The organism is Paenibacillus sp. L3-i20 (assembly GCF_022180385.2).
Lineage (GTDB): Bacteria > Bacillota > Bacilli > Paenibacillales > Paenibacillaceae > Pristimantibacillus.
In genome coordinates, this window is the sequence record NZ_BQME02000002.1 from 823,669 (window position 1) to 848,573 (window position 24,905).

Below are 24,905 nucleotides of genomic sequence, written 5' to 3' on the forward strand. Positions count from 1 at the left end.
TTTTAAAATGACTATATAGGACGCTCGTTTCATTAGACGAGAACGTCCTTTTTTATTAATAATTTATGACACTAGTTGCTTCGAACTATTCAGGTATGCATTGCAAGATGTGTTGAAGTGATTTGCATGAGAGATGATTGTAATTATTTTACACAGATGATAACGTTATAATATAAAACCAACTTAGTTGGAATTATTTTAATAGGAGGTTTTGCTGGATGTCGAAAATAGCGAAGAATCTTACAGATCTTATTGGGAATACTCCGTTACTAGAACTTTCAAATTTCTCAAAAATGCACCTTGTTGAATCCAAAATTATTGCTAAGTTGGAATATTTTAATCCAGCCGGAAGCGTAAAGGATCGTATTGGTTTTGCGATGATAAAAGATGCTGAGGAAAAGGGGCTTATTAATCCAAATTCTATAATTGTTGAACCTACGAGTGGAAATACTGGGGTTGGTCTAGCTTTTGCAGCTGCTGCACTTGGTTATAAGTTAATTATTACTCTCCCCGAAAGTTTCAGCTTGGAGCGGAGGAAAATACTGCTTGCTCTTGGTGCAGAATTAGTTCTCACTCCTTCAAATGAAGGAATGTCTGGTGCAATAGCTAAAGCAGAAGAAATAGCTGCGGGAATTCCTAACTCATTCATTCCTCAACAATTCAAAAATCCTGCTAATCCTGAAATTCATAAGAGAACCACAGCTACAGAAATTTGGAGAGATACAGATGGAGAGGTGGATATTTTTGTAGCTGGGGTTGGCACCGGAGGGACAATCTCTGGCGTCGGTGAATTTCTCAAAGAGCGTAAACAATCCATAAAAATTGTAGCTGTTGAACCGACAGATTCTCCGGTACTTTCAGGAGGGAACAAAGGCGTGCACAAAATTCAAGGAATTGGGGCTGGTTTTGTTCCAGATAACTTCAATAGATCGGTAGTTGATGAAATTTTTCATGTCAAAAACGAGCAAGCATTTGAGACTGCTCGTCAGCTCGCCAAGAGTGAAGGCTTGCTCGTTGGTATTTCCTCAGGGGCTGCAGTCTATGCTGCTGTTCAGCTTGCGAAAAGACCAGAAAATAAAGATAAAAATATAGTCGTTCTCCTTCCGGATACTGGAGAACGTTACTTATCGACAGCATTATATCCAGAAGCTTAGAGTACACTATTGTTGGGCAAATAACTAAGGTGTTCTTACGATAGATAGTCTCTACTACAATGACGAGGGAAGATAGTTCAGCATCGAGACGGCTGCCACTTGGCAGTCCTTTACTTAACTAACGGGCAAGCTAGTTCCAAAACGTGGTATTATAGTAGTACTGAAATGGTATTAATAACCTATATCATCTCTCTTCAATTTGATGGAGCACTTATATTAGTAGTTGTGAACGTTAAAAAGAATGATTTAAACGAAAGTTGGAGGAAGTATGAAGAAACTAGACTGGTTTAAAGTAATTTTAATAGTATCACTATTTGGGAATATATTATTATATATGAATCATAAAGATGACATCAAAAGTCAAGAAATAACATATGAATTGTTGAATGCATATATTTACCGCGACCTAGCTCAACTTGAACTAACTATACAGTATCAAGTAGATAATAATTGGAAAAATGAAACTCTTGTTACCCAGAAACTAGATGATGCGATAGATACGATTATATTACATCATGGAATGGAAAACGATGATGATAAGAAAAAGCTCCTCTGGAAATTATATGAATACCTAAAAGTGTTCAAGGTTGGTGATGAAGTCTTGGATGTTAGCTTAAACGATAAGCAACGGACCGCTTACATTCATTTAGGCCAGAAGCTACGTTCTAGCGGGTGGACGTATGATGTTGGTTATGATACCAATTGGAATGTATTTGCCTCAAGAGTAAACGAGCTTATAGCAGAAACATAAAAGTAATCGCAGTAGAAAAACAGACCGAACAGTAACAGTTGTCGGTCTGTTTTTCTATTTTAATACCAAAGGTAACTTATGACTTGAAAAGTAAAATTGATAGATTGACCACTACAATAACATATGTTACTGTTAACCTATGTTATTTATAACGAGGTGAAGTGGTGTCAATCCAATTAGCAATATTAGGAATATTGAGTTGGAAGTCCTCAACAGGATATGAACTAAAAAAGATTTTTGAGGATTCCTCTTTCATGTATTGGTCCGGTAATAATAATCAAATTTATAAAGCTCTAATGAATTTGGAGAATGAAGATCTTGTTAGCAGTGAAGTGGTACATCAGGAGAACTCTCCTTCAAAAAAAATATATTCCATAACAAAAGAAGGACTGACAGAACTGAAAAAATGGCTTGTGTCATCATCAGAAGCTCCCGAGATAAAAAAGACATTTTTGGTGCAGCTTGCATGGTCAGATATGTTAAGTAATCAAGAATTAAGTGATGTACTCACAAAATATGAAAATGAAATTAAACTGCAATTGATTATGCAGAATGAGAAATACAGGCGTGCTCTTCATTCACCTAATAGAAGCACTAGGGAAAGCTTAATATGGGAAATGATTTCAGAAAACATTATTTCTACCTACAATAACGAGCTTAATTGGGTTCGTGATACCCGTCAGAAGTTGTTTGAAAATGAAATTATGGAGGACAAAAATAAAATGAACTATCAAATTAGAGAAATAGAGAGTAAAAAATATATTGAACTCATTTCTACTACTGAACCTTTAAGTACAGAGAAGGATGCACTTGATCTAATAGCTTTATGCTGGGAACATGAGACAAGTGTGCTTATGATACACAATGCAGTTTTGTCAGAAGACTTCTTTAAACTTAAAACTAAATTAGCTGGTGATATTATTCAGAAATTTATAAACTATGGTATAAAAGCTGCTACTATTATTCCTCAAGAGACAAAGCAAAAAGGCAGATTTAAAGAAATGGCCATGGAAACAAACAAAGGCAATCATTTCAGATTGTATGGTAGTAAAGAAGAAGCTGAAAAATGGCTTCTGTATTAGAAAGACAGGCGAATAGTAATATTTCTTCATCATCGCTATCCGTGTTGGGCGAAGATCTTGTATTTGCATCACTTACTTTCAAATATTTCAAACCACGCACGGCAAAAATTCCGCTAATTAGTGATCAGTCACTTAATCAATTAACTATGCCGATTTTAATGCTTTTTGGCGATTCTGATCAATTAATACATGCAAGTAAGAGTTAAACAAGTTGCTCAACAAGCTAGCATCGAGCTGCTGCCTGATACGGGCCACCTAATTGCCAACCAAGCAGATAGAATACTAAAATTTTTGAACCCTCCGGGAAGTTGATTGACTTCTAGTTCCATAAATCAGTGTTTTTCAATTAAGACGTATTTATTTACAATCGCTTGCACAGTTATTTTTACAATTTACTTGTATTGTAACCATATGGAACGGCTAGGAATAATAGCTGATTAATTACCGCGTTAATCGCGGTTTTTTTATTTTATCGGTACATAATCTTGGAAGTGTGTAATGTTAGCAAAATGTACTGATTCCCGATGATAATTGTTAATCGAATAGGGGATCAATGCGATGTTTGGTCCACTGGAGAAACCCGTTCAAATACTCAATGATAAGCTCATCTCCTGGAAGAACAACATGGAAAAAGGAGCATTGGAAGGCCTGAAACAGAGCAATTGATTGAGAAGAAGCTCTCAGGTTTGGCGTGCTTCGATACGGAAAAACCACCGCAATTGAAGGGATTTTATTCAAATCAATATTATTCATGATCAAACGGCAGCAGTAATATTGGAAAAAGTTGTTGACAATATAGGGTAGGGGGGTATACTATACGAATGTAAACTATATCAAGGAGGAATACGAAATGTCAGGAAATTCAAATGCTATGATAAATGCGAATCCGTTAAGATGGAAGGCATTGTTCTTGCTATGCTTGGCCCAGTTCATGGTTATCATGGACACATCTATCATTGGGGTTGCTCTCCCAGCAATTAAAGAAGCACTTGGTTACTCGCAAAACAACCTGCAATGGGTATTTAATGCTTATGTCATTTTCTTCGGTGGATTGTTGTTGCTTGGTGGTAGACTTTCCGATCTATTCGGTCAACGCAAAATGTTTATACTCGGGTTCGTTATCCTGTCGCTCGCATCATTGTTAGCCGGATTAGCTTGGTCTGAGGAGTCGATGAATATCGGCCGCGCTCTTCAAGGATTTGGATCTGCACTAATCGCTCCAGCTGCATTGACCATCATCATGCAACTTTTTGCCGCTAACCCTAAGGAGTTAACCAAAGCTTTCGGCTTCTGGGGAGCATCCGCGGCAGCAGGTGGTACTGCCGGGGTTTTCCTCGGAGGAGTCATCACGGAATGGCTTAGTTGGAATTGGACTTTCCTGATCAACATCCCCGTTGGCTTGTTCGCTATTTTGTATAGTCTGCAGGTCCTTCCAAAAGGAACGAAAAGCAAGGGCAGCATCGATCTCTTAGGATCACTGACGGTCACGGCTGCATTGGTACTGGCGGTATATGCAATTGTTACTTCGGAGCATAATGGATGGGGAGCTCAAACATTCGGTTTATTGGCTGTTGCTGCTGTACTGTTCATTCTGTTTCTAATCGTGCAAGCGAAGAAAAAGGAACCGCTTGTGCCTCTACGGATATTTAGAGCTCCGAGTCTACTTGCGAGCAATATCATTTTGGCAACTCTTGCAGGTGCTTGGATTCCACTTTGGTTTTTCTTGAATCTGTATCTTCAGCAGGTTCTAAATTTTTCGGCGTTCATGGGCGGGGTTGCTCTTGTACCTATGACGTTCCTCATCATGATCTTGATGGTCGGAGTCATGGGAAGGCTTGTTGGCAAGTTTGGCATTAAAGGAAATATCGTTATTGGTATGCTTATATTAGCGGGATCACTGTTGCTGTTCGCTGGTAATACGCCAGAAGGAGGAAGCTTCGTTACCAACGTACTGTGGGCTTCTTTACTCGGAGCACTTGGCATGTCAATGGCTTATATCCCTGCAACGATGGCCTCCTTGTCGGGGGCAAGGCCGGAAGAATCCGGTTTGGCGTCGGGCTTATCCAATATGAGCTATCAGATTGGTTCAGCCATTGGATTAGCACTCATGGTTGCCATATCTTCTTCTTGGACGAAAGGGGAGCTCGATAAAGGGATCGATCCAATTGCAGCATTAAACACGGGTTTCCACTCCGCATTCGTTGGAGCAGCTATGATAGCTATCGTCGGTGCACTTATCGCGTTAATTTTCATCCGTAAAGGGAAAACATCAGAGAATTGAAAATGATGTAGACATAAGTAAAATCAGTCGTGTCATTCACGGCTGATTTTGCTGTATTATCAGAACTTTGCATCACATAGGGTTAGGGGGTATAATAGTGCTTAGGGAGGGGATAAGCCTTGGAAAAGCAATTAACGGTTGAATCCGCGGGACATGAACATCATCACCACCACCATCAACATAGCCATCACTCTGAGAAGTCAAAGATAAACTTGACCAATCGCCTGAACCGAATTGAAGGGCAAATTCGAGGGATCAAAGGTTTAATAGAAAAAGATACATACTGCGATGACGTACTCAATCAAATCGCTTCGGTTCAATCGGCTCTCAACAGCGTCGGAAAATTACTTCTCGAGAACCATATGAAGGGCTGTGTAGTTAAAAAAATTCAATCAGGCGAACATGGAGCGATCGATGAATTGCTGACGACAATAAATAAACTAATGAAATGATAACCGAAGGAGCTGTCTCAAAAGTATAAATACTTACTTCATGAAACAGCTCGCATGATGAAAAATGGGAGAAAATAAGGAAATGGCGGTGCTAGGGAGGTTATCCCTGCACCGCCATTTCTGGCTTTTGGTCTATTGCCGCCTTCTTGAGCAGATTGTGGGCGAGCGAAAGCCACCCGACCTCAAGGCTTACTTTCGGCAGGCCTCGAAGCAGAAAACGCCGGAATCCCCGGTTGTTTTTCAGTTGTCCAAATACGCTTTCCGGTTCGATCATTCTTCGAACCGACAGCGCATACCCTTCCTCGCTCTTGAGTTTCTCGCGTATTTGTTTCTTGTAACGCGGATACTTCAGGCTCACGCTGATTTCTCGGTTTCCTTTGGCTTTTGTACAAGCCTCTTTGAGCGGACAGCCTTCTCAGTTTTCGCTTCGGTAGTGGCGCTTCCGTAACTCATATCCGCTTTCTGTCGTTTCCTTACTTTCATAGCGAAATAGTAGGTTACGCCCAGCAGCGCACGTCCATATGTCTTCGGCTTCGTCATACTGCCAGTTATCCAACTTACTGATATCTTGCTTCCACTTCTTCGATTTTTCCTTGTGGTATGTGCTGTACTTCACCACTGTTTCTAGTTGTTCGTTTTCCAAGTAAGCGTAATTTTCTTCCCCGCCGTATCCTGCGTCCGCGATAACTGTTTTCGGTATATTTCCCAGAGTTGCTTTTACCTTCTCTAAGTGGGGCTTGAGGCAACGTGTGTCTGTCGGGCGCTGGTGCAAACTGTAGCCGATAATGAACTGGTTTTCCGTTCCGATCTGTACATTGTAGCCAGGTTTGAGCTGGCCATTACGCATGTGATCTTCTTTCATTCGCATGAAAGTAGCGTCGGTATCGGTCTTGCTGAAGCTATTACGATCTCCGAGAATCTCCTGCTGTACTTCGTATTTTTGCAAGCGGGGGAGGAGGTCTTTGCGGATTGCCCGAACTGTTTTTTTCAATGGCTTGTCCTTAGGTTTCTCTTGTAGTTGCTCCTCTAGCTGCTTTACAGCCTCTTCCAGCTTTTCGCTGGTGATCTGTGTGGACTCGCCGAGTTCAGGAAGATCCCATCCGTGATGTTCTTGCTCTTCCTGACGCTCAGATTCTTCAATGGTAGCGAACAAAGTCTGGACTTTCTCCTGCAGCCTCGCCTTCTGTTTCACCACCGCTTTGCCCCAGACAAACGTATAGCGATTGGCGTTAGCTTCAATCTTGGTTCCGTCGACAAAGTAATGTTCAAGCCGCACGTATTTCTCCTCAGCCAGAAATTGTAGAACGGCGGTGAAGACGGTCTCGAGCACCGTCTTCATACGTTCAGAACGGAAACGGTTGATGGTGCGAAAGTCCGGCTGTTGTCTGCCTGCAATCCACATAAACATGACGTTTTCACGGACCGCTTTAGCGATTTGTCGAGACGAGTAGATCCGCTGGGTGTAGGCATAAACAATAACTTTGGTGAGCATTTTGGGGTGGTAGCTATCTCGGCCGCCACCAGGGTATGCGGAGGCAAAGATCCTGTCGCTAAGTCGGTTCACAGCGGCATTTACAATACGCACGAGGTGATTTTGAGGAATGTCATCCTCCAAATCCATTGGCAGGGTAAGTTGGTCCATGGTATATTGAATGTACAAAGAAATCGCTCCTTTTGGAATGGTTGGGTGGTACCTCCATTTTACCAAAAAGCGATTTCTTTTTGTTTATTCAGAACAAAAAAAACTGTCCCTCAGGTCACTTTATGACCTTTTGGGACAGCCCCTTTTATATTTTATTGAATCATCGCTTGACATATTATAGGGTAGGGGGGTATTCTATATTCATGAACAATACCATTAATTACAAAGGATGTGTTGGAGCTTGACTCTTCGCAAATTAGCCTTAGCAACGCCACTGGCAGTTGGTGGAACGACGTTTCAACCGGAGCAACTCACTGCCATTGGTTCTATTGTTCATCCAGGCACTGCAATCGAAATGACACCATTCAAACAGCTTTACGTATTCGTTGATGAATCTAAGCTTTTAGAAGCGGAGGAAGAGTTAGCCAAGGCTGGTCTTAGGGTGTTACCAACGGGTTCTACCACAAAAAATTTGCAAGCATGCAATTTCTGTAAAGGTGCGGATGAAGCCGGTTTGCCGTTTGCACTTCGGTTGGATGAGGCGATCACTGGGTTGGAAGTGCCGATTCCAATAAAAATCGGGTATGCAGGTTGCGCCCTTGGAACAAGCGAACCGCTTACGAAAGACATTTCTGTTGTCAAAATGAGAGATGTATATGATCTCTATGTTGGAGGAGACGTTAAAGGAATAAAACCGAAATTAGCCGAGTTATTCTTTTCGGAAATCCGAGAGGAACAGGTCATTCCGATTATTCTAGAGATGATCGACTATTATCGGACGCATGCCAAAGGAAAAGAAAAGTTCTCCAAATTTATCGGTCGAATCAACTTAAAGGAAGTCATCAATAAGTAATTTATTATTTTGTTGTAAATATACCTTAGGGGGGTAAAGTATAATAACTTGTAAAGGTTATGAAGATGCTCTTTCTTAACCAAGAGTTGAAAGAAATGTGCTGCTGTTCGACACGAGACGAGAGAAAAAGCCAACATAAAGTTAAAGGTAAACTGATTTCGCGGCTGAATCGTATCGGAGGACAAATCAGAGGAATCAAGGGTTTTATCGAAAAAGATGTGTACTGTGCCGATGTACTGAACCAAATCTTAGCCGTTCAGTCCGCATTAAATAGCATGGGCAAGATGCTGCTTGAGAGTCATTTAAAGAGTTGTATCGTCAAGATGATTCAATTGGGCGAGCTTCAAGTGATTGACGAACTACTTTTACGGTTAACAAATTAACGAAATGAATGAGACGGAGGAATTAAAAATGAAAAACGTACTGTTATATGTAGAAGGAATGACTTGTGGTAGTTGTGTTAGTAATATTGAAGGTGCAGTCCAAGCTCTCGGTGCAAAGGCGACTGTTGATAAAGCCGCAGGCTTGGTTGAATTGGTGTATGACGACAGTAAAATTACATTGGACACCATTGTCGAAACGATTGAGAAACAGGGCTACGATGTCGTGAAATGAAAACCTCACATAATTAAGATGGTAATATGTCAGAGGAATAGGTTATGATCATGAGCAGTTCTAATCAAGTAGTACCTATACCCAACAAGCCACACTACAGAGCACTGTCATAACTTGCGCAGCATGTGCCAACCGTATAGAGAAAGGCCTGAATAAGCTTGTAGGCGTTGCACAAGCGAACATAAATTTCGCCATGGAGCAAGTATTCGTCAACTTTGACCCTTCTCAAGTAAATATGTCCCAATAGGATAAGAAAATTCAAGACCTGGATACGGTACGGTAAAGGAGTCCATAGTAAAACCTATTCTGGGCGTTTGCTTATAATGTCATCGGTATTTCATTCGCAGCGCTCGGATTCCTTGCATCATGGCTCGCCAGAGCAGCTATAGCTTTAAGCTCCGTCTCCGTTGTACTGAATGTGCTACGTCTACAAAGAGCAAAAGTATAAATTTATTCCTATCATGGAGGCTAAAATGAAACGAATCTATTTGATCGGATTGCTAACTGTACTAGTTCTTGTCGCTGCTTGCGGGAAACAAAGTAATCAAGAAACAGATAATCATGGTACTCATGGCGGGAATTCTCAAGCAGTGTCACCTGCTGCATCCAGTACCAGTGAGCACGGAGAAGCTCATGGAGAAGAACATGCCGGCGAGACTAAGAAGCTAGAGACGAAAGCTGATTGGAAATGGTCTAAAGAAACGCCGAAATCCGGAGAGAATACCTTAATAACCGTACATATTCTAGATACGGATGGAAAGGCCATCGGGGAATTCGATATTAATCACGAGAAGAAGCTCCATCTCATCGCGGTTAGCAAAGATTTATCTTACTTTGACCACATCCATCCGGAGTATAAGGGGAATGGGCAATTCGAAATTATGACATCGTTCCCTTCCGGTGGAGATTATAAGCTATTCGCCGACTATATTCCTACTGGCGGATCCGCCACAACGAAGTCCGAATGGATTAAGGTGGAAGGGCTAGTCGCTGAACAAGTTCCGATTAAACCATCGGATGAACATTCCGTGATTGTGGACGGTGTTGAAATTACACTCGAAAACAATCATCCAGAAGCCGGCAAAGAAATTGAGTTAAACTTCAAACTTTCGGATGCGAAGTCCAAAGATCCGATAACGGATCTAGAGCCTTACCTAGGCGCAGTTGGGCATGTTGTGATCTTAAGCGAAGATACAGAGCAGTACTTGCATGTACACCCAATGGAGGAAAAAGCGAAAGGTCCGGATGCGAAGTTCATGACGACTTTCCCTAATACCGGGACATATAAAATTTGGGGGCAATTTCAACGAAACGGTAAATCTTTTATCAGTTCATTTGTAGTTGAAGTGAAATAAAGTAATTGCAATGCTGCGTAGATGAATGGATTTCGCGTTTTTTGTCAACAATCTGCATTGATTACAATATCCGAGTCAAGTCCGCGTACAATCGCGGGCTTTTTTTTGTTATCGGACAATGTTCTTGTCATCTGCCAAACACAAGAACGTGTTCCGATTTCCGAAAAGTTAAATTTCTAATTTTGTTTTTTCAGTGGTTCTGCCTCGGAGCATCGACGGTATTCGTTAATGAGTTGCACTTTCATTTTACTGCGGTATAAGAAAGTAGAATTTGGAACATTCCAACTGTTATTAAGGGAAAAAGTGAGTAAGTATGTCAAATGTAGCGAGCGAAAGATTGATATAACAGCGAAATCCGAGTGCGTTAATTAATGATCATTTTTTAACATAATTAACAACATAAAAACTTTTAACCTTCAATTTACATATTTCGATATTCCATTATATAATGCAAATAAATCTAAATATTACCAAGGATGAATTTTATGAAAGCGTTGTCATTAGTTCTTGTTATTATCTTGGCGTTCACTTCTATCCTTACAACTCCAGCTATTGTCTCTGCCCAACAATTGTCTTTACCTCAAAGCAATATAACACAATTAGTTATTCATTCTTCAATCAACAAGCTCACAATTCGAGGCACTCCTAATGCTACATCGATAGATGCTAAATTAACAACTAGTAACAATCTCGATCATATAAACTTTACCTTAACTCAAGATTTGGATATAGCGTATTTATCAATAAATCGAAAGGTAGAAACAAATGATCTTATAGATTTATTAGTTACGTTGCCGCCTAACTTAGAAATCGAAATTATTGATGAAAAAAGCATTCTAGAATTATATGATCTTTCTGGAGAAGTATCTATTACGGATAATGAAAAAGACATTTATATAAAAAACATAAGTGATTTATCCATAACAGACAAATCGGGGGATATAAAAGTCAATAATATTGACCTTTTGGGTACTCCCAGTTTTATTCAATCGTTAGAGATAGAGGATGGCTCAGGCAATATTGACTTAAGAAATATAAATACTTCCGTAGAAATACTTGATCGATCCGGCCATATTAATGTCAACAGAGTCGATGGTAATATTGAGGTAATGGATGATGCTGGTCATATAACAATTAAAAATGTTAGCAAAAAAGTGTTAATTAATGATGGATCCGGTGATATAATCGTGGAAAAAGTCGGAGGATTGATTCTTGAAGAAACTGGATCTGGAAATGTAACCTACGATAAAGAACTACCTATCCCATCTTCTCCCCCCTCCCAAATGTATGAAGGCATTTATATACAAAAAAATGGTGGTGAAAAAACCGCATTTCCTTCACCATCACCAATCGATGTAGAGCCAAATTCAAACATTGTCATTTCAATTTCAGACTTTAGAAATTCAACATTTGAAAATTTTCATTTTGATCAAGACTCAAGTTCACTTATCCCTAGTTTAATTCGAAATATAGGTGAGGGCGCCTCAGTTACTATAAATATTGATAATAGCGCTAATGTAGAGCTTATAAATACTCTTATTGTAGGAGAAAAAAACTACGATGAAAATGGCAATATGATTGAAGATTTATCTTCTATAGAACCAGCTTTAATTAAGGACTTAATCATTGGTACTATTGCTTCTAATAGTAGTGTTAATGTTACTATCACAAATTCAGCAAATGTTACTTTAGCTAACAATGGCTCTATACTGCATATTGGCGGTGGAAGTTTGATTGAAAGTGTTATAAACGTACCTGATTCAGGTTCCACTATGATTAACGCAAAAGAGATTAATGTTAATATTATTGAAAGCGCTAACATAAAATCGAAAACAGATGCAGATAGGGGGATACTTAGAATATATAAAGGTCAATTAATTAATGAAATTGTAGATGGCAGAGTAATAGAAAATAGTAAAATTACTATTAATTTTGATAGATCATGTAACGTAGCATCCTTATCAACTACCATTATAGATGGTGAATTAATTGATGAATCTATTGACTCTGAAGACATAGAATCAAGTGAAATTGAAGTGAAATTTGTTGATACTGGAAACGTTCATGCGCTTTCTAGGGTAAACATAGATGATGGTGAACTTATTGATGAAATGCTGGATATGGAAAATCTATCTGCTTCAACTATAGATGTTAGTATAGTAAGGACTTCAAATATTATTAGTCCCCTATTATCTATTTATGAGGGTGAGTTAATCGATGAAATCTTAGATGGTGAGAAATATTATACGTCAACTATTCGAATCGATTTTAATGCTTCTTCAAATTTTTATGGAAAACAGTTGTTTATTGAAGAAGGAGAATTAATTGACGAGGCAATGGATAGTGAAATTTCTAATTCTTCTATAATAAAAATAAGTTTGAACAATACTGGTAATGTGGATAGTGAAGAAGTGAAAATTTCCGAAGGTGAACTTATTGATGAAACCGTGGATATTGAAGATGATTTTACCCATACCGTTATTGATCTCTCGATAACGTCATCAGCTAAAGTTTCTGGAAATAAACTTGAAATTATTGGCGGTGAACTAGTTGATGAAGTAGTAGATGCGGCTAATGGAATAGGAAGCAGCGTTAATATTAATATAAATGATACAGGTAATTTCAACAAAAAGGGGTCTGCGCCAAGCGAAGTTCTAATAACAGATGGTGAATTAATGGATGAAATTTTAGATGTAAGTGACTCTATTTCTTTGTCCAATGGAAATATAAAAATTGAATCCACAGGAAATGTGATCGCTGATCGAATCATCCTTACAGACGCTCAATTAATGGATGAAATTGTTGATGCCAATTATGTCGGGGGTAGTGTGCTTTATGTAAATGCTACCAATTCAGCTAATGCAAAAACACCTTCGTTAACTCTTCTAGATGATAGTATTTTACTACCTCCAATTGATATCGACACCATAGAACGATCTAATATTATTTATAATGTAATTAATTCTGGGGTTCACATATGATTTTTTCTACTAGCTTATGTTTTCTGGAGCAAGTCGATACTTTATGCTACGGTAATCTAAAATAATTGACCCAGACGGAATAGGTATACACCAAAATAAAATCCGAAAGAACCGAGAGCTTCATAATCATTTTTTTAGTGTAACTAAGGTTTATAGGCCTTACAAAAGATCGCACAAGTCTTTAGACGAGATTTAGATGCCATTTAAGCACATTAGACAGGGATCTGTGTTCGTCAGCGCTATATGCAGCTTACTAAGTCGGAGTTGGTCGATTACATGTGTTGGATTAAGAATGCCAACTAGATGATTCTGTTTGACCGACAAAACGAAAAACCCCTCTAGAAAACCTAAATTGCTGTTGTAAGCAGCGCTAGGCAATGGAGGGGTTTTTGACAAATCATTATATAACTTCTTTAAAAGAATGCAAGATAAATAGCAGAAACGTAAGTCCAAGCATTTGTTGTTACATAGAGCGTATACGTATCGTAAGGAAGATTGTTAAGGCTACCGGTGGACGTTCCGCCGATCGACGAAGAAAACACAGTAACACCAGCGCTATTTTTCACTTGATACTGATACCAGAGAACTGGACCATATTCAGGAGGAGCATCGCTCTGGGCATCAATGTGAATGGCCAATCTGCCTTGGCCAGTAATGGATTTTGTATACGCTGATGCAGAAACTGAGGTAACAGGTATAAGGGCAAAGATTAAAGCTAGGAGCAACATCACTGGCACTAATTTTTTCTTCATCATCTCACGATCCTTTTCTTATAAATTTTAGAAACCTTGCAATACTTCCTAGAGCATACCATTGCAAACCTGGCGTATACCTCCCATTTTAGACGTTATAGACAAGCGAGATTTACAATAACAAGATATCATGTTAAATCTACTGTTTGGAATAGTTCGAATTTATCATTTGTGGGACATATAACCATTTTTTTCGACAGAGTGAATGCGTGCCGAAATGTGTTGAGCTCAACAAGTTAAAGGTAAGTAGTCCTATCAAATTTCCCCTTTAGATACCTAGCATAATTCGACTGTGTATGGAGCTATTTTAAAACAAACAAAAGAACAAAATGTTTCTGCAATTGTTGAACGATTTGTTGGTAAGCAGGAGGGAGAAATAATTAATAACTTGAAGCAGAAACGCAATTATAATTGCTGCAATTAGGACTTATCTATTAATTAAGTTCAGATAAATGGGATAAAATGCATGTCATTTTCTCATATTAACTATGAGTGGAGGTGATTGCTATGCCAAAAAATGATGCAGATCCTAAGTATGACCGTGAGGATAACAAAGCAGATAAGAAAAACAATCAGCAGAATCATGCTCATTTCAATGAAGAAATACAAACGTTAGAGAGCAACAAGGCTGCTGATTATGTCCCAAGTTTAAATGATATCCCCAAAAATTAAGTTTGACTAATTGCAAGCTTCCCTTCTCGTTACTCCATGAGGGGGGAAGCTTTTTTGGATACTAGTTCGATAATGAATGCAAATGGATTAGTGAAGTGATTATTATTTGCACACATTCTTGAACGTTCGGGCAGAGATGTGTCAACGATTGAATTGCTAATAGACAAAGATATAATAACTTTACGCTTAGGTCGCGTTTAGTACATTGACTGCATTCAGTAATAGGTTTATACAGGCTCGTCAGATGTAGCTTCTGCCAGCAACGGGCAATGCTTTCCACCGAAGTAAACGAAGTATTGTATGGTTTCCGGGATTTATAAATTTAACTAATAAAGAAGTTTTAATTACACATGGAAGCCCTTTAGTTTCTGTGATAACTTCCCAAGAAAAATCTGACGCACATTCATTTAGTTCTGTCGAAAAAAAGACTACACTAATGCCTAATGAAGAATTAGTTTTCGGTGATTTACTAGAGTTTAAAGTAAATAATGATAAGACCATTGTTTTTGGACTTATGCAATATATTTATGAAAATGAGACTTATTCACTTCCTTTACAACTAGAATTATAAAAAATGAATAGACCGCCTACTATAATGAACCGCACCCAAAAGTTGGACACAAGATATACTAGTCCAGTTGAAGGGGGTGCGGTTCTTTTTTATGGCTAAGTACAAAAAGGATATTCGACTTAAAGTGGTTAATGGAGTTTTGGAGATTGGTTTATCGGAGAATGAGGCTGCTTGTAGATACGGATTGAATCATGTCACTGTCATAAATTGAGCTATAATCATGGTAGAGCTGAGGAAAAACTAAATGAACTGTCTCCAATAGAATACCGGCTGCTGTCCACTATCGTAGCTTAATTCAAGTGTTTAACTTTTTTGATCAGTTCCATTACGCTTGAGGGCTTTAATAAGGGTTACTGGCTGCGCTTAGTTTTTTCTTATGAATGATTTACTACAATAGACCTTTGGAGTCAGATGCATCTGCAACTGGCTTTTTTGTTGTGCATGTAAAAGCAAATTCTTAACCAATTGAAAGGTTCAAAAACTTTACAAGTTCAATACAAGTCCAACTTACTTATCATATATTTGGGCTGTACACTGATGAAAGGCCGAAGAGATTACAAGGACTACTTTTACTAAGCGACTGATAGAAGGAGATTACAGTAATGAAAAGGTTAAGCAGAACACGAGCGAATCGCAGCTACATGCTATTTTTGATAAGTTTTATTATTTTGGTAGGCGTTATTTGGTCAAGTGTTAGTTTAGTAGATTCTTCTAGTGAGGTAAATCAACAATTACCTTCAACAATTGCACCTAATAAAGATGTAAATAATATTCCAACAGGTACAGAACGTTTCAAAATAGTCCTTGATGCAGGGCATGGTGGACATGATCCAGGTGCAGAAGGAGCCAGTGGCAATTACGAACGAGACTACACACTGTCATTAACAAAAAAGGTATCTGAGCTACTTCAACAGGATGATAGATTCGAAGTGCACATGACACGTACGGAAGATACTTCGGTTAGTCTAGGAGATCGTGTGAAAATGGCAAATGAACTTGGGTCTAATGCATTTATCTCAATCCATGGAAACACATTCACTGATGCAAATGTATCTGGAACGGAAACCTATTACTATACAGATGAAAGCTTTGCATTTGCTGATGAGGTTCATAAACATTTGTTAGAGGCCACTGGATTCAAAGATCGTGGTGTCAGAAAAGGTGATTGGAAAGTAATCATGGAAACCAATAGCCCGGCAATTTTGCTGGAGATAGGCTACCTTACAAACAACAGCAACGAAACGGCTATGCTGAGCGACGAACATCAGAATGTGACTGCACAAGCGATTGTAGATGGAATCAAGTCTCATTTTATACAAATAAGTTAATTACCATTTACGATTGAGTACAGCTATACAAGCTCTATCCGAGTTCAAAGGCTTCTAAAGGAAGGTAAAGCTGACTTAGAGATGTTTCCAAGCATTGACTTTAAAATTATTCCTATGTTAGGATTGCAATAATTAATACGAACGGAGGGGTTACGTGTGGTTAACTAATTTTTCGATACTTTTTGCATAAGAAATGAAATAGTGGTTTAAGGCTATTTTGTGTGCATAGTAATCGGAAAAGGATCTGCCTCCATGGTAACCTATTTAAGTTTTATACGGTTGGAGACAGGGAACACTTTATCCATATTCCGTATAGACTAAATGTAAAGAAATTGGAATGAAACATGTAATGTTCATTTCGCATTTCTTTTTTCGATTACTGTAAACACAGGCTATAGCCTGTGTTTTTTATTTTGTCCAATAAGGGAGGAATTTGACATGAACGAACAGCTAATAAAAATAGATGGAATTGAATTATGTACGGATAGTTTTGGAGAACGAGCAAATCCTGCTATCTTACTGATTATGGGAGCTCAATCTTCACTTGTTTGGTGGGAAGAAGAGTTTTGCCAGCGTTTAGCGGATGAGGGGCGTTTTGTTATTCGTTATGACAACCGCGATGTAGGACGGTCTACAACGTACGAACTTGGTCAACCGGGTTATACTTTTGAAGACATGGCAGATGATGCTATTCGAGTGTTGGATGCTTATGGGATTGAGAAAGTGCATATTCTAGGCATGTCTATGGGTGGAATGTTGACTCAGATGATAGCTTTGCGGCATCCAGAGAGAGTTATAACGATTACCCTGCTAGCAACGTCCAATTTTGCGCCGCATCTTCCTCCAATGGAGGAGAAAGTCATTGCATTTTTCTCGAATACGGAGGCGATTGACTGGACGAATAAACAATCGGTAATAAATTATACAATCGGTAGATCAAAAGTTTTAATCGGTTCAAAACATCTATTCGATGAGAAAAGGATTAATAATTTGGCTAATGAAGATGTGAATAGAAGCAACAATCTGGTCAGTATGGAGAATCACGGCGTGGTCTCAGGTGGAGAATCGTATTTAGCGAGGACGAGTGAAATAGGCGCACCCACTTTAGTTATACACGGAACGGAAGATCCTATCATTCCTTTTGCACATGGGCAAAATCTTGTGAACGAAATTCCGGGAGCAGCTCTATTGACACTGGAAGGTACGGGGCATGAGCTTCATTATGACGACTGGGATGTAATTGTCGAAGCTATTTCACAGCATACTTCGAAACCTACTCCATTTAGGTAAATCTATAAAGGGTGTGTTCTAAAAGCTAATGGCTTAAGGAACACACCTCTTTTACTATATAATTGGTTGACCAATTTAGGACGATGTTTACCGCTACTTTTTTGAAAAAGGTAACGTCTACTTCAATATATCCCCATATGGGTCGCTAAGGAGGTTATTATGAACCAATATTACATTCTTCTCTTCGCTGTTGGTTTAGTTCTACTTTCAAGTTGCACAGGAGGCAAGAACAAAGGTCCCAATTCAGGCGAGAATCCCTTCACTCCTCCGAAGGAAGTAACAACCCATGTCTTCGAAAGAGATTTTTTTGAAGATGATCGTATTTTTACAACGAACAAAACTAAAATAACAGAAATCGTTAAAATCGATGTGGAAAATTTAAATGATAGCATTGTGGGTGGGATGAAAATGGACTATCTTGTATATTTTGATCCCCCACATGAAAATATGAGTGTCTTGTATGTACGCCAAAATGATACACGTGTATTCAAATATGTCGACGATCAACAAAAAAAACTTTTATCGCTTCATGATTTAAAAGTCGGGCAGGAAGTGCAAATTCAGTATTTTTATCCGCTCACACCTGTCTTCTTAGCAACGGAATTTGTTATCTATCCATAAGAATTAAGGGTTATGAATACCGTTCTGTTCGGTTAATACGATTTCTTTGCATGCCCAAGCATCGATCTCTACTTTGAAAACAGGTGCAGCAAGTGCGACTACATATAGTAGTGTCATACAAGGACGATGATCGCCAAGGAAGTCATTTGTAATTTTTTTTCTTTGATCAGCGTCAAAATTTCCAACTAAATAAAAGACGAGTTTTGTTAGATCATGAACCTCCATTTGGGCAGCTTCAAGGTTTTTACGAATATTGTGTAATGCCAATTCCAATTGCTCTATCGAATCTTCTGGTACAGCCCCATCTACTCCCATACCTAATTGTCCTGATAATGTTAACCATCTATTAGGTCCAGTTACTTCAATCTGATGTACATAAGGGGCTACAGGAGGGTGAATTTCTATTGGATTTCGAGTGACTTTCATATAATCAAACCTTTTCAATTATTTGGTTATAATTCCTTATAAAAATATTATAATAGAAGCTGAAATGAAATGAAATGTTATTCTATTCAAGCTTATTAATTAATTTAGTGAAAAGGGAGAAACAGATGAAGATAGTAGCAGCCGATGAATCAGATTATGAATATATTCGAGAACATGACCGACATATAGCTGAAAGTTTAATAGTACCCAAAATTAGAGCAAATGAAATATATATTTTGCTGAACGAGGATAAAAGTAGAATGGGATGGATGAGATTTGGATATTTTTGGGACAACACACCGTTTATGAATTTGCTTTGGATTGACGAGCCTTATCGGAGTAAAGGTGCAGGCAAACAAGTCGTCCTCTTTTGGGAAGAGGAAATGAAACAGATGGGCTTTAAATTGGTCATGACATCTACTCAAGCTAATGAAGAGGCGCAGCACTTCTACAGAAAATTAGGGTATCATGATGCGGGATGTTTATTGCTGGAGGGTGAACCTTTGGAAATCATTTTGACAAAAAAATTAATGTAAACCACGAAATACGAGGTATTAATGTTAGTTCGAATGTGCGGAAAGCTTATTATTTGGTTATATGGGTGTGAATATAGCTGAGACTATGACTTTTTTGTGCAGAAAATGCACAGAGCTCATTTTTTATTTGCGATAAAATTTATCTGGAAGGGAGGTTAAACGATGGATTGGTTGGACAGGATGAAAAGCGCCATGGAATATATCGAAACAAACCTAGCGGACAATATCTCATATGATGAAATAGCGCAGAGAGCTTGTTGCTCTACTTATCATTTTCAAAGAATATTTCCGTTTATTACTGGAGTATCGTTATCTGAGTACATTCGTCGTCGACGGTTGACATTGGCAGCATTTGAACTGCAGACAACAGATGCAAAGGTTATTGATGTAGCTATGAAATATGGATATGATTCGCCAGCTGCGTTTGCACGGGCGTTTAAAAATCTTCATGGAATAATGCCGATATCTGCGCGGAACAAAGGCGTTTCTCTCAAAGCCTATCCTCGAATGTCCTTTCATATTTCAATAAAAGGAGATATCGAAATGAATTACCGAATTGAACAAAAAGGGTCTTTTGAGATGTTTGGAGTTTATGGACTTATAAATTCGGACAGGAAAACAGCATTTTCTGAAGTTCCTGTATTCCGTAAAAAATGTGATGATGATGGCAGCGTTGAACTAATGAACGAATTACTGGGACGGTTTAGTAACACCGTATTGCACGCTGCCTTATATGATCACACTGCAGAATCTTTCAATTACATGATATGTTATCATTTGCCAAAGGGACTTGAAATTCCAGAGAGATTTACAAAGCTTTCTGTCCCGGCATTAACATGGGCTATTTTCCCCGATCCGCAATGCGATTTGCAAAAACTATGGGAACGAATATATTCCGAGTGGTTCCCGACATCTGAATACGAACAGGTTGAAGGCCCGAGTTTAGAAATGTATTATGGAATGCAAGGACATATTACAGGGGAAATTTGGATACCAATTAAAAAGAGATAACATTTCCACTTCATTCGATTATCTAACGGAAAACTAAGTTTTGCGCTAACGGGAGACGATAGTTTAAAAATAAGGAGCAGCTTGCTGAGGCAGCTGCTCCTTTCTTCGTTGAAATTATGGGAAAAGTATTTCAATAGTGAATTTATCAGGTGTACTTGTAATAGTTTATAATTGGGAAAATAGAACTCGGGCTTTATTTGAGAGGGGATGCAGATCTTGGACATACAGGCAATAGTATTGGACTTGGACGGAACCTTGCTCGATAGTAACAAATTAATATCTCATCGAAATTATAAGACTGTAAAAAGATGTTATGATTCTGGCATTCATATTATCGTAGCCACGGCACGACCGCCTAGGGCGGCTAATCAATTTGTAGAGAAAATTCCTTTTGTAGACTACTTGGTTTATTACAATGGTGCTCTTACAACAAGCAAGTCTAAGCAAACTCAGCGGCACATTAGTATCTCGATGGAGATTAGCCAACAGATTTACAATTTCATCGAGTTACATGCACCCCAATCGTCAATTACATACGAGGTCAATGACTTATGGTATACATGTACACCAATTCCCGACTCGCAAAATGGTCATTTCGGTATCCGTTCAAATGATTCTAAACCTCAGGTGGTGGATAAAGACTTTATTCGTACACTATCCCCGACCAAAATAGTGGTTGTAGGTTACAGCACATGTAGGGGTTTTATCGATCAATTCGGCGACCATGTGAACGTAATCGCAACCGATGGAGGAGTATTGGTACAAATTATGCACAAATCAGCCTCAAAGGAAGATGCTGTGCAATATGTGTTGAGCGATATTGGGGTGAGTCCAGAAAATGTAATGGTGTTCGGTGATGACTTTAACGATTTAGGACTATTTCAAACGTGCGGATATCCGATCGCTATGGAAAATGCGATAATTGAGCTGAAAAATTGTGCAAAACATATTACCGAATCAAATGATAACGATGGTGTTGCTGTTGCTCTTGAGAAATTTGTACTGTAAATTACAATCAAAAGTTTCTATAGATAAAAAATGAGAGATTGCAGGTGAGAGATTGAACTTTAATTTTATCAAACGATCTTTAATAGTAGTAGCAAGTTTTTTCATCTGGTTTATCATTCACACTACTTTCGTGATCATTGATGGGTTGAATGATGAATTGAAAGCTGTTGATGCAGCTGTAGTTTTAGGAAATAAAGTAGAAGTTAATGGACAACCTTCTGAGCGGTTAAAAGCCAGATTAGATAAATCCATGGAACTTTTTGAGAGGGGCTATTTTACTTTTATTATTGTAAGTGGTGGTATAGGTAAGGAAGGTTTCGATGAGGCAAAGGTCATGAAATCTTATTTAATAGATAAAGGGATACCGGAAGATAAAATTATTGAAGATAACAACGGGTACAACTCATATATGACTGCTCAAAATACTAGCAAGATTATGGATGACTTAGAATTAGACTCCGTCATGGTTATTACTCAATATTTTCATGTATCTCGGACAAAATTAGCATTTAGAAAAATGGATATGAAAGAAGTGTATTCCGCTCATGCCAACATCTTTGAGATTAGAGATATTTACTCAATAATACGCGAATTTCCAGCCTATTATAAATATCTCTTTAAATAATGGTATAAATAAAATGATAACCGTAACTGCATTCAAGTAGGACCTAATCGGCTTCAAGAATCGTTTATCTGAAACCTACAGTGCCACTCTAGCTGCTGGTAGGTAAGATAGCAAGCGAGAATACAAACAACAGATGGCAAGAGCGGAGGCTATACCGAAAGATTATCAATATGTATGCAAGAAAATTCAGGGACACATGTAGATGTTCACGGCGGGAACTGTTCAACCGTAACATTAATTCAAGTGAAAGGAAAATGTCAAAGTACAAGGAGAATAAAGATAATTAGGGAGCAGACTGCCACGAGGGAGCTGTTCCCTTATTTATTGTACCCAATAGAGTGCGGGGGACATTTAACGTGTCAAGTTCATGATAACCGGAGTAATATGGGCTTCAATCAGGCTGGCGGCGATCAGCATAACCGTTACGACAGCAAACAAAGCTACACTTTGTCTTGCTTCCTTCCCCCATTGAATCTTCTCGCGTAGCTTAATCGCCCGTGCAAAGAAGCCTAGCGGTCGCAGTCCGATGGCCCCAGCTAACAGCAAGGCTGGAATTTCCAAAATGCCGTGCGGAAGCAGACCGGCCAAAATGGTCGGAAAGGAATGCACTGCCGTAGACAGCATGATGATGAATCCGATCATAAGCCCGTTAAACAACAGCATGATGATGGTAGGAATGGATAGCAGAAAACCAGTACCAGCAATGAGGAGAGCTACTGCAATATTATTAAGAGCAAGTCTATACCATTCGATCTCCTGTTCCGGACGGTAGTACATATCGGGGTGTATATTCACAAAGCTTCCTAGCAGTGTACCCAGTAACAGACCAAAGGAGAATAGTATGGAGGAAATTAGCAGGCGTTTTTTTTCCTGTAACCACAATTTTCTTAGCATCTAGCTCACCTCTTTTCACCTGAACGTACAGAACAGGAAAATATCAGCTTACATAAAACATAGGAAAAGTGTATCTGCCACTCGTGCAGATACACTTTTCCTCATCATTACAAAGCAACAGCGACATCAATCAAACCAAGGTTAATCAGGCTAAGCAGTAGTCCCCGAATCGGTTCAAGCTCCGGCGGGAGTGTACCCGTTTCAATCAAGTTCCGGATAATTTCTAAAGCAAACGAAAGATCCACACCCAACACTTGCGCTACGTCTATCCACATATTAGCTCACCTCCTTTATCTAACATTCTTCATGCTATGTAAAAATGATAGAAAGGTTCACAATTTGAGAGAAATGACTGATAGATTCGGGAGAGATGACTAATTCATTCAAACGAATCATTTTGGCAATTCAAAATGTTACATCATGAAATGAATCATCCCATGTTGAATAGACATCAAGTATGGACAGGTCTAGTTAGAGGTAAAAAACCTCTACATGGGCTGTATCCACAGCCAACGGCTCTTTTCCAAGCGCGCATTATGGGATATTTTAAGCAATATGATGCAGGGCGTGTGGAATAAGTGTGATTAGGAGCCTCTAAGACCTATTAGGGTTTTTATTTTGAGGATGGTTGATAAAATTTTTTCAAATTGCCCAGGAGCCCACGTTGCAGAGCTTTAAGGTAGCAAAATGCAAGTTATTTTAAGAGGCAGTAATGCTGCCGCACGGCACATTTAGGTACAAGTTCGCTGCTTCACCCAGGTCAAAAAGGCGGGGTGTTGATGTGTTAGAACAATGTGTTGACACAAAAGTAATTAGGAACCATACTATATATACAATAATAATAAAATAAGAAGTGACATTGACGTTGTTCCCTCTCTTGTACAATCCAAGCGGCAGATTGATCACTATATACTAGACATAGACGCACAGGCTATTCTCGTCGCTTCTAGGCTAATGGCAGCGGAAGACAAGTTTCACTATGGACAGACGAATAGTTAATAACAATTTAATTGAGAAAAGGAGGGATCCATCGTGAAAATAAGAGCGATAATTACAGGTGTTACGGGGATGGTAGGCGAGGGAGTATTACATGAATGCCTGCAGCATGCTGATGTGGAACATGTTTTAGTAATTAACCGCAAACCATGCGGCGTTTCACATCCCAAATTAACTGAAATCATCCACAAAGATTTTTTTGATTTATCTGCAATCAAGTCTCAATTAAGCAATTATAATGCATGCTACTTTTGCTTGGGTGTAAGCTCTGTTGGTTTGAAGGAGGAGGAGTACTCACGATTATCGTTTAATCTTACAGTGCATATGGCAGAAGTGCTCGCAGGCTTGAACTCAGATATGGTGTTCTGCTATGTTTCGGGAATGGGGACGGATAGTACAGAGCTAGGGAAAAGGATGTGGGCAAGAGTGAAGGGCAAGACAGAAAATCACCTCATGCAGCTGCCTTTCAAAAAAGCATACATGTTTCGCCCTGCCTACATTAATCCAATAAAGGGATTAAAAAATACGCATAAATCTTATTATGCATTTATGTGGCTATTTCCTATTCTAAGAAGACTATTCCCAAACGTTACAGTGTCTTTAGAGGAGCTAGGTATTGCAATGATCCATACCGTTACTAAAGGGTATGACCAATCTATTCTCGAGAGTAAGGATATTAGTAATTTGGCTAAATCCTAATCATCCTTTTAATCCACGAATGTTGATCCAGAATACGGGGAGATGTATAAAAAGGAATTAAAATTGTTGAACAGAAGAAAAAAGAGCTTGATGAAATTAGACAGACAACGATAGTTGAATCATCAATAATAAGGCCGCCGATTACTTCGGTGGCCTTTTGTGTAAATTTATGAAAGTTCGATAATTATTTTGAATTAAGCTGTGTTTAATTTAATGAGGGGGGAGCTGGAGATTGTGCTAAACGGACAAAGTTATATCTTTACCCTCGCAAAGGTCATTTCCAAAATTCAGGTGAAAAGTAGGATGACTC

The 24,905-nt window shown here is 38.8% G+C and carries 26 protein-coding genes and 4 pseudogenes; 24 read left to right on the plus strand and 6 right to left on the minus strand.

The features are described from left to right. The first annotated feature begins 218 nt into the window (after positions 1–218). The 6 genes from cysK to MFF31_RS17085 all read left to right on the plus strand — a co-directional run bounded on the left by cysK (position 219) and on the right by MFF31_RS17085 (position 5,720). Positions 219–1,154, plus strand: coding sequence for a cysteine synthase A (gene cysK / locus MFF31_RS17060; RefSeq protein ID WP_238189491.1), 936 nt, complete (start codon positions 219–221; stop codon positions 1,152–1,154). A gap of 268 nt (positions 1,155–1,422) precedes the next feature. Continuing rightward, positions 1,423–1,905 (plus strand): hypothetical protein, encoded by a 483-nt coding sequence (locus MFF31_RS17065; protein WP_238189493.1) that lies wholly within the window; start codon positions 1,423–1,425, stop codon positions 1,903–1,905. Between the two features lie 164 nt (positions 1,906–2,069). Then, positions 2,070–2,987, plus strand: a complete 918-nt coding sequence (locus MFF31_RS17070) for a PadR family transcriptional regulator (RefSeq protein WP_238189494.1) — start codon at positions 2,070–2,072, stop codon at positions 2,985–2,987. Then, the gene (locus tag MFF31_RS17075; RefSeq protein WP_238189496.1) at positions 2,972–3,193 is read left to right on the plus strand and encodes a hypothetical protein; all 222 of its coding nucleotides are present in this window, start codon (positions 2,972–2,974) and stop codon (positions 3,191–3,193) included. Before MFF31_RS17070 ends, MFF31_RS17075 begins: the two co-directional genes overlap by 16 nt. Positions 3,194–3,837: 644 nt before the next feature. After that, positions 3,838–5,268 (plus strand): MFS transporter, encoded by a 1,431-nt coding sequence (locus MFF31_RS17080; RefSeq protein WP_238189497.1) that lies wholly within the window; start codon positions 3,838–3,840, stop codon positions 5,266–5,268. A 119-nt stretch (positions 5,269–5,387) separates the two neighbouring features. Next, a complete protein-coding gene (locus MFF31_RS17085; RefSeq protein ID WP_282570505.1) occupies positions 5,388–5,720 on the plus strand; it encodes a metal-sensitive transcriptional regulator in 333 nt (110 codons plus the stop codon). Between the two features lie 100 nt (positions 5,721–5,820). On the opposite strand, the pseudogene MFF31_RS17090 reads toward MFF31_RS17085, so the two are convergent. After that, positions 5,821–7,380 (minus strand): annotated as a pseudogene (locus MFF31_RS17090) (IS1182 family transposase). Between the two features lie 223 nt (positions 7,381–7,603). Here MFF31_RS17090 and MFF31_RS17095 point away from each other — a divergent pair. The 6 genes and pseudogenes from MFF31_RS17095 (at position 7,604) to MFF31_RS17120 (ending at position 13,166) form a co-directional block, all read left to right on the plus strand. Then, positions 7,604–8,215 carry a nitrite/sulfite reductase domain-containing protein gene (locus MFF31_RS17095; RefSeq protein WP_238189499.1) on the plus strand — a complete coding sequence of 204 codons (612 nt, stop codon included), beginning with the start codon at positions 7,604–7,606 and terminating at the stop codon, positions 8,213–8,215. A 65-nt stretch (positions 8,216–8,280) separates the two neighbouring features. Further along, positions 8,281–8,606, plus strand: a pseudogene (locus MFF31_RS17100) (metal-sensitive transcriptional regulator). A 20-nt stretch (positions 8,607–8,626) separates the two neighbouring features. Continuing rightward, on the plus strand, positions 8,627–8,830 hold the full coding sequence (locus tag MFF31_RS17105; RefSeq protein ID WP_238189500.1) for a cation transporter: 204 nt from the start codon (positions 8,627–8,629) through the stop codon (positions 8,828–8,830). Positions 8,831–8,939: 109 nt separating this feature from the next. Beyond that, complete coding sequence (locus MFF31_RS17110) at positions 8,940–9,077, plus strand: cation transporter (protein WP_282570599.1); 138 nt, start codon at positions 8,940–8,942, stop codon at positions 9,075–9,077. Between the two features lie 226 nt (positions 9,078–9,303). Continuing rightward, positions 9,304–10,185: a hypothetical protein gene (locus tag MFF31_RS17115; protein ID WP_238189502.1), complete on the plus strand. Its 882-nt coding sequence runs from the start codon at positions 9,304–9,306 to the stop codon at positions 10,183–10,185. 485 nt (positions 10,186–10,670) lie between these two features. Beyond that, complete coding sequence (locus MFF31_RS17120; protein ID WP_238189504.1) at positions 10,671–13,166, plus strand: DUF4097 family beta strand repeat-containing protein; 2,496 nt, start codon at positions 10,671–10,673, stop codon at positions 13,164–13,166. Between the two features lie 192 nt (positions 13,167–13,358). On the opposite strand, the gene MFF31_RS17125 is transcribed toward MFF31_RS17120, so the two are convergent. Both MFF31_RS17125 and MFF31_RS17130 read right to left on the minus strand, forming a co-directional pair. After that, a complete protein-coding gene (locus tag MFF31_RS17125) occupies positions 13,359–13,562 on the minus strand; it encodes a hypothetical protein (protein ID WP_248565510.1) in 204 nt (67 codons plus the stop codon). Between the two features lie 17 nt (positions 13,563–13,579). Next, entirely contained in the window at positions 13,580–13,921 is a 342-nt protein-coding gene (locus MFF31_RS17130) for a hypothetical protein (RefSeq protein ID WP_238189505.1), read from the minus strand. A gap of 504 nt (positions 13,922–14,425) precedes the next feature. Between MFF31_RS17130 and MFF31_RS17135 the strand changes: the two genes are divergently transcribed. The 4 genes from MFF31_RS17135 (at position 14,426) to MFF31_RS17150 (ending at position 18,400) form a co-directional block, all read left to right on the plus strand. Beyond that, the gene (locus MFF31_RS17135; protein WP_238189507.1) at positions 14,426–14,590 is read left to right on the plus strand and encodes a hypothetical protein; all 165 of its coding nucleotides are present in this window, start codon (positions 14,426–14,428) and stop codon (positions 14,588–14,590) included. 1,173 nt (positions 14,591–15,763) lie between these two features. After that, positions 15,764–16,489, plus strand: coding sequence for an N-acetylmuramoyl-L-alanine amidase family protein (locus tag MFF31_RS17140; protein WP_238189509.1), 726 nt, complete (start codon positions 15,764–15,766; stop codon positions 16,487–16,489). A 438-nt stretch (positions 16,490–16,927) separates the two neighbouring features. Continuing rightward, positions 16,928–17,779, plus strand: coding sequence for an alpha/beta fold macrolide esterase (gene mle, locus MFF31_RS17145; protein WP_238189511.1), 852 nt, complete (start codon positions 16,928–16,930; stop codon positions 17,777–17,779). A 159-nt stretch (positions 17,780–17,938) separates the two neighbouring features. Continuing rightward, entirely contained in the window at positions 17,939–18,400 is a 462-nt protein-coding gene (locus MFF31_RS17150; RefSeq protein WP_238189513.1) for a hypothetical protein, read from the plus strand. A gap of 3 nt (positions 18,401–18,403) precedes the next feature. On the opposite strand, the gene MFF31_RS17155 is transcribed toward MFF31_RS17150, so the two are convergent. Further along, positions 18,404–18,826, minus strand: a complete 423-nt coding sequence (locus tag MFF31_RS17155; RefSeq protein ID WP_238189515.1) for a RidA family protein — start codon at positions 18,824–18,826, stop codon at positions 18,404–18,406. A gap of 125 nt (positions 18,827–18,951) precedes the next feature. On the opposite strand from MFF31_RS17155, the gene MFF31_RS17160 reads away from it, so the two are divergent. The 5 genes and pseudogenes from MFF31_RS17160 to MFF31_RS17180 all read left to right on the plus strand — a co-directional run. Then, complete coding sequence (locus MFF31_RS17160) at positions 18,952–19,362, plus strand: GNAT family N-acetyltransferase (RefSeq protein WP_238189516.1); 411 nt, start codon at positions 18,952–18,954, stop codon at positions 19,360–19,362. Positions 19,363–19,524: 162 nt separating this feature from the next. Then, a complete protein-coding gene (locus MFF31_RS17165) occupies positions 19,525–20,373 on the plus strand; it encodes an AraC family transcriptional regulator (RefSeq protein WP_238189518.1) in 849 nt (282 codons plus the stop codon). Positions 20,374–20,589: 216 nt separating this feature from the next. Further along, complete coding sequence (locus MFF31_RS17170; RefSeq protein ID WP_238189520.1) at positions 20,590–21,381, plus strand: Cof-type HAD-IIB family hydrolase; 792 nt, start codon at positions 20,590–20,592, stop codon at positions 21,379–21,381. A 130-nt stretch (positions 21,382–21,511) separates the two neighbouring features. Then, on the plus strand, positions 21,512–22,006 hold the full coding sequence (locus tag MFF31_RS17175) for a YdcF family protein (RefSeq protein ID WP_248565511.1): 495 nt from the start codon (positions 21,512–21,514) through the stop codon (positions 22,004–22,006). Between the two features lie 118 nt (positions 22,007–22,124). Further along, positions 22,125–22,208 (plus strand): annotated as a pseudogene (locus tag MFF31_RS17180) (DUF1048 domain-containing protein); the annotation flags it as partial. Positions 22,209–22,357: 149 nt separating this feature from the next. On the opposite strand, the gene MFF31_RS17185 reads toward MFF31_RS17180, so the two are convergent. Further along, a complete protein-coding gene (locus MFF31_RS17185) occupies positions 22,358–22,900 on the minus strand; it encodes a stage II sporulation protein M (protein ID WP_238189523.1) in 543 nt (180 codons plus the stop codon). Between the two features lie 107 nt (positions 22,901–23,007). Next, positions 23,008–23,175, minus strand: a complete 168-nt coding sequence (locus MFF31_RS17190; protein ID WP_238189524.1) for a hypothetical protein — start codon at positions 23,173–23,175, stop codon at positions 23,008–23,010. Between the two features lie 162 nt (positions 23,176–23,337). On the opposite strand from MFF31_RS17190, the gene MFF31_RS17195 reads away from it, so the two are divergent. The 3 genes and pseudogenes from MFF31_RS17195 to MFF31_RS17205 all read left to right on the plus strand — a co-directional run bounded on the left by MFF31_RS17195 (position 23,338) and on the right by MFF31_RS17205 (position 24,595). Continuing rightward, a complete protein-coding gene (locus tag MFF31_RS17195) occupies positions 23,338–23,478 on the plus strand; it encodes a hypothetical protein (RefSeq protein WP_248565512.1) in 141 nt (46 codons plus the stop codon). A 250-nt stretch (positions 23,479–23,728) separates the two neighbouring features. Beyond that, positions 23,729–23,872, plus strand: a pseudogene (locus tag MFF31_RS17200) (MarR family transcriptional regulator); the annotation flags it as partial. Between the two features lie 60 nt (positions 23,873–23,932). Continuing rightward, entirely contained in the window at positions 23,933–24,595 is a 663-nt protein-coding gene (locus MFF31_RS17205; protein WP_309296684.1) for an NAD-dependent epimerase/dehydratase family protein, read from the plus strand. Positions 24,596–24,905: the final 310 nt, after the last annotated feature.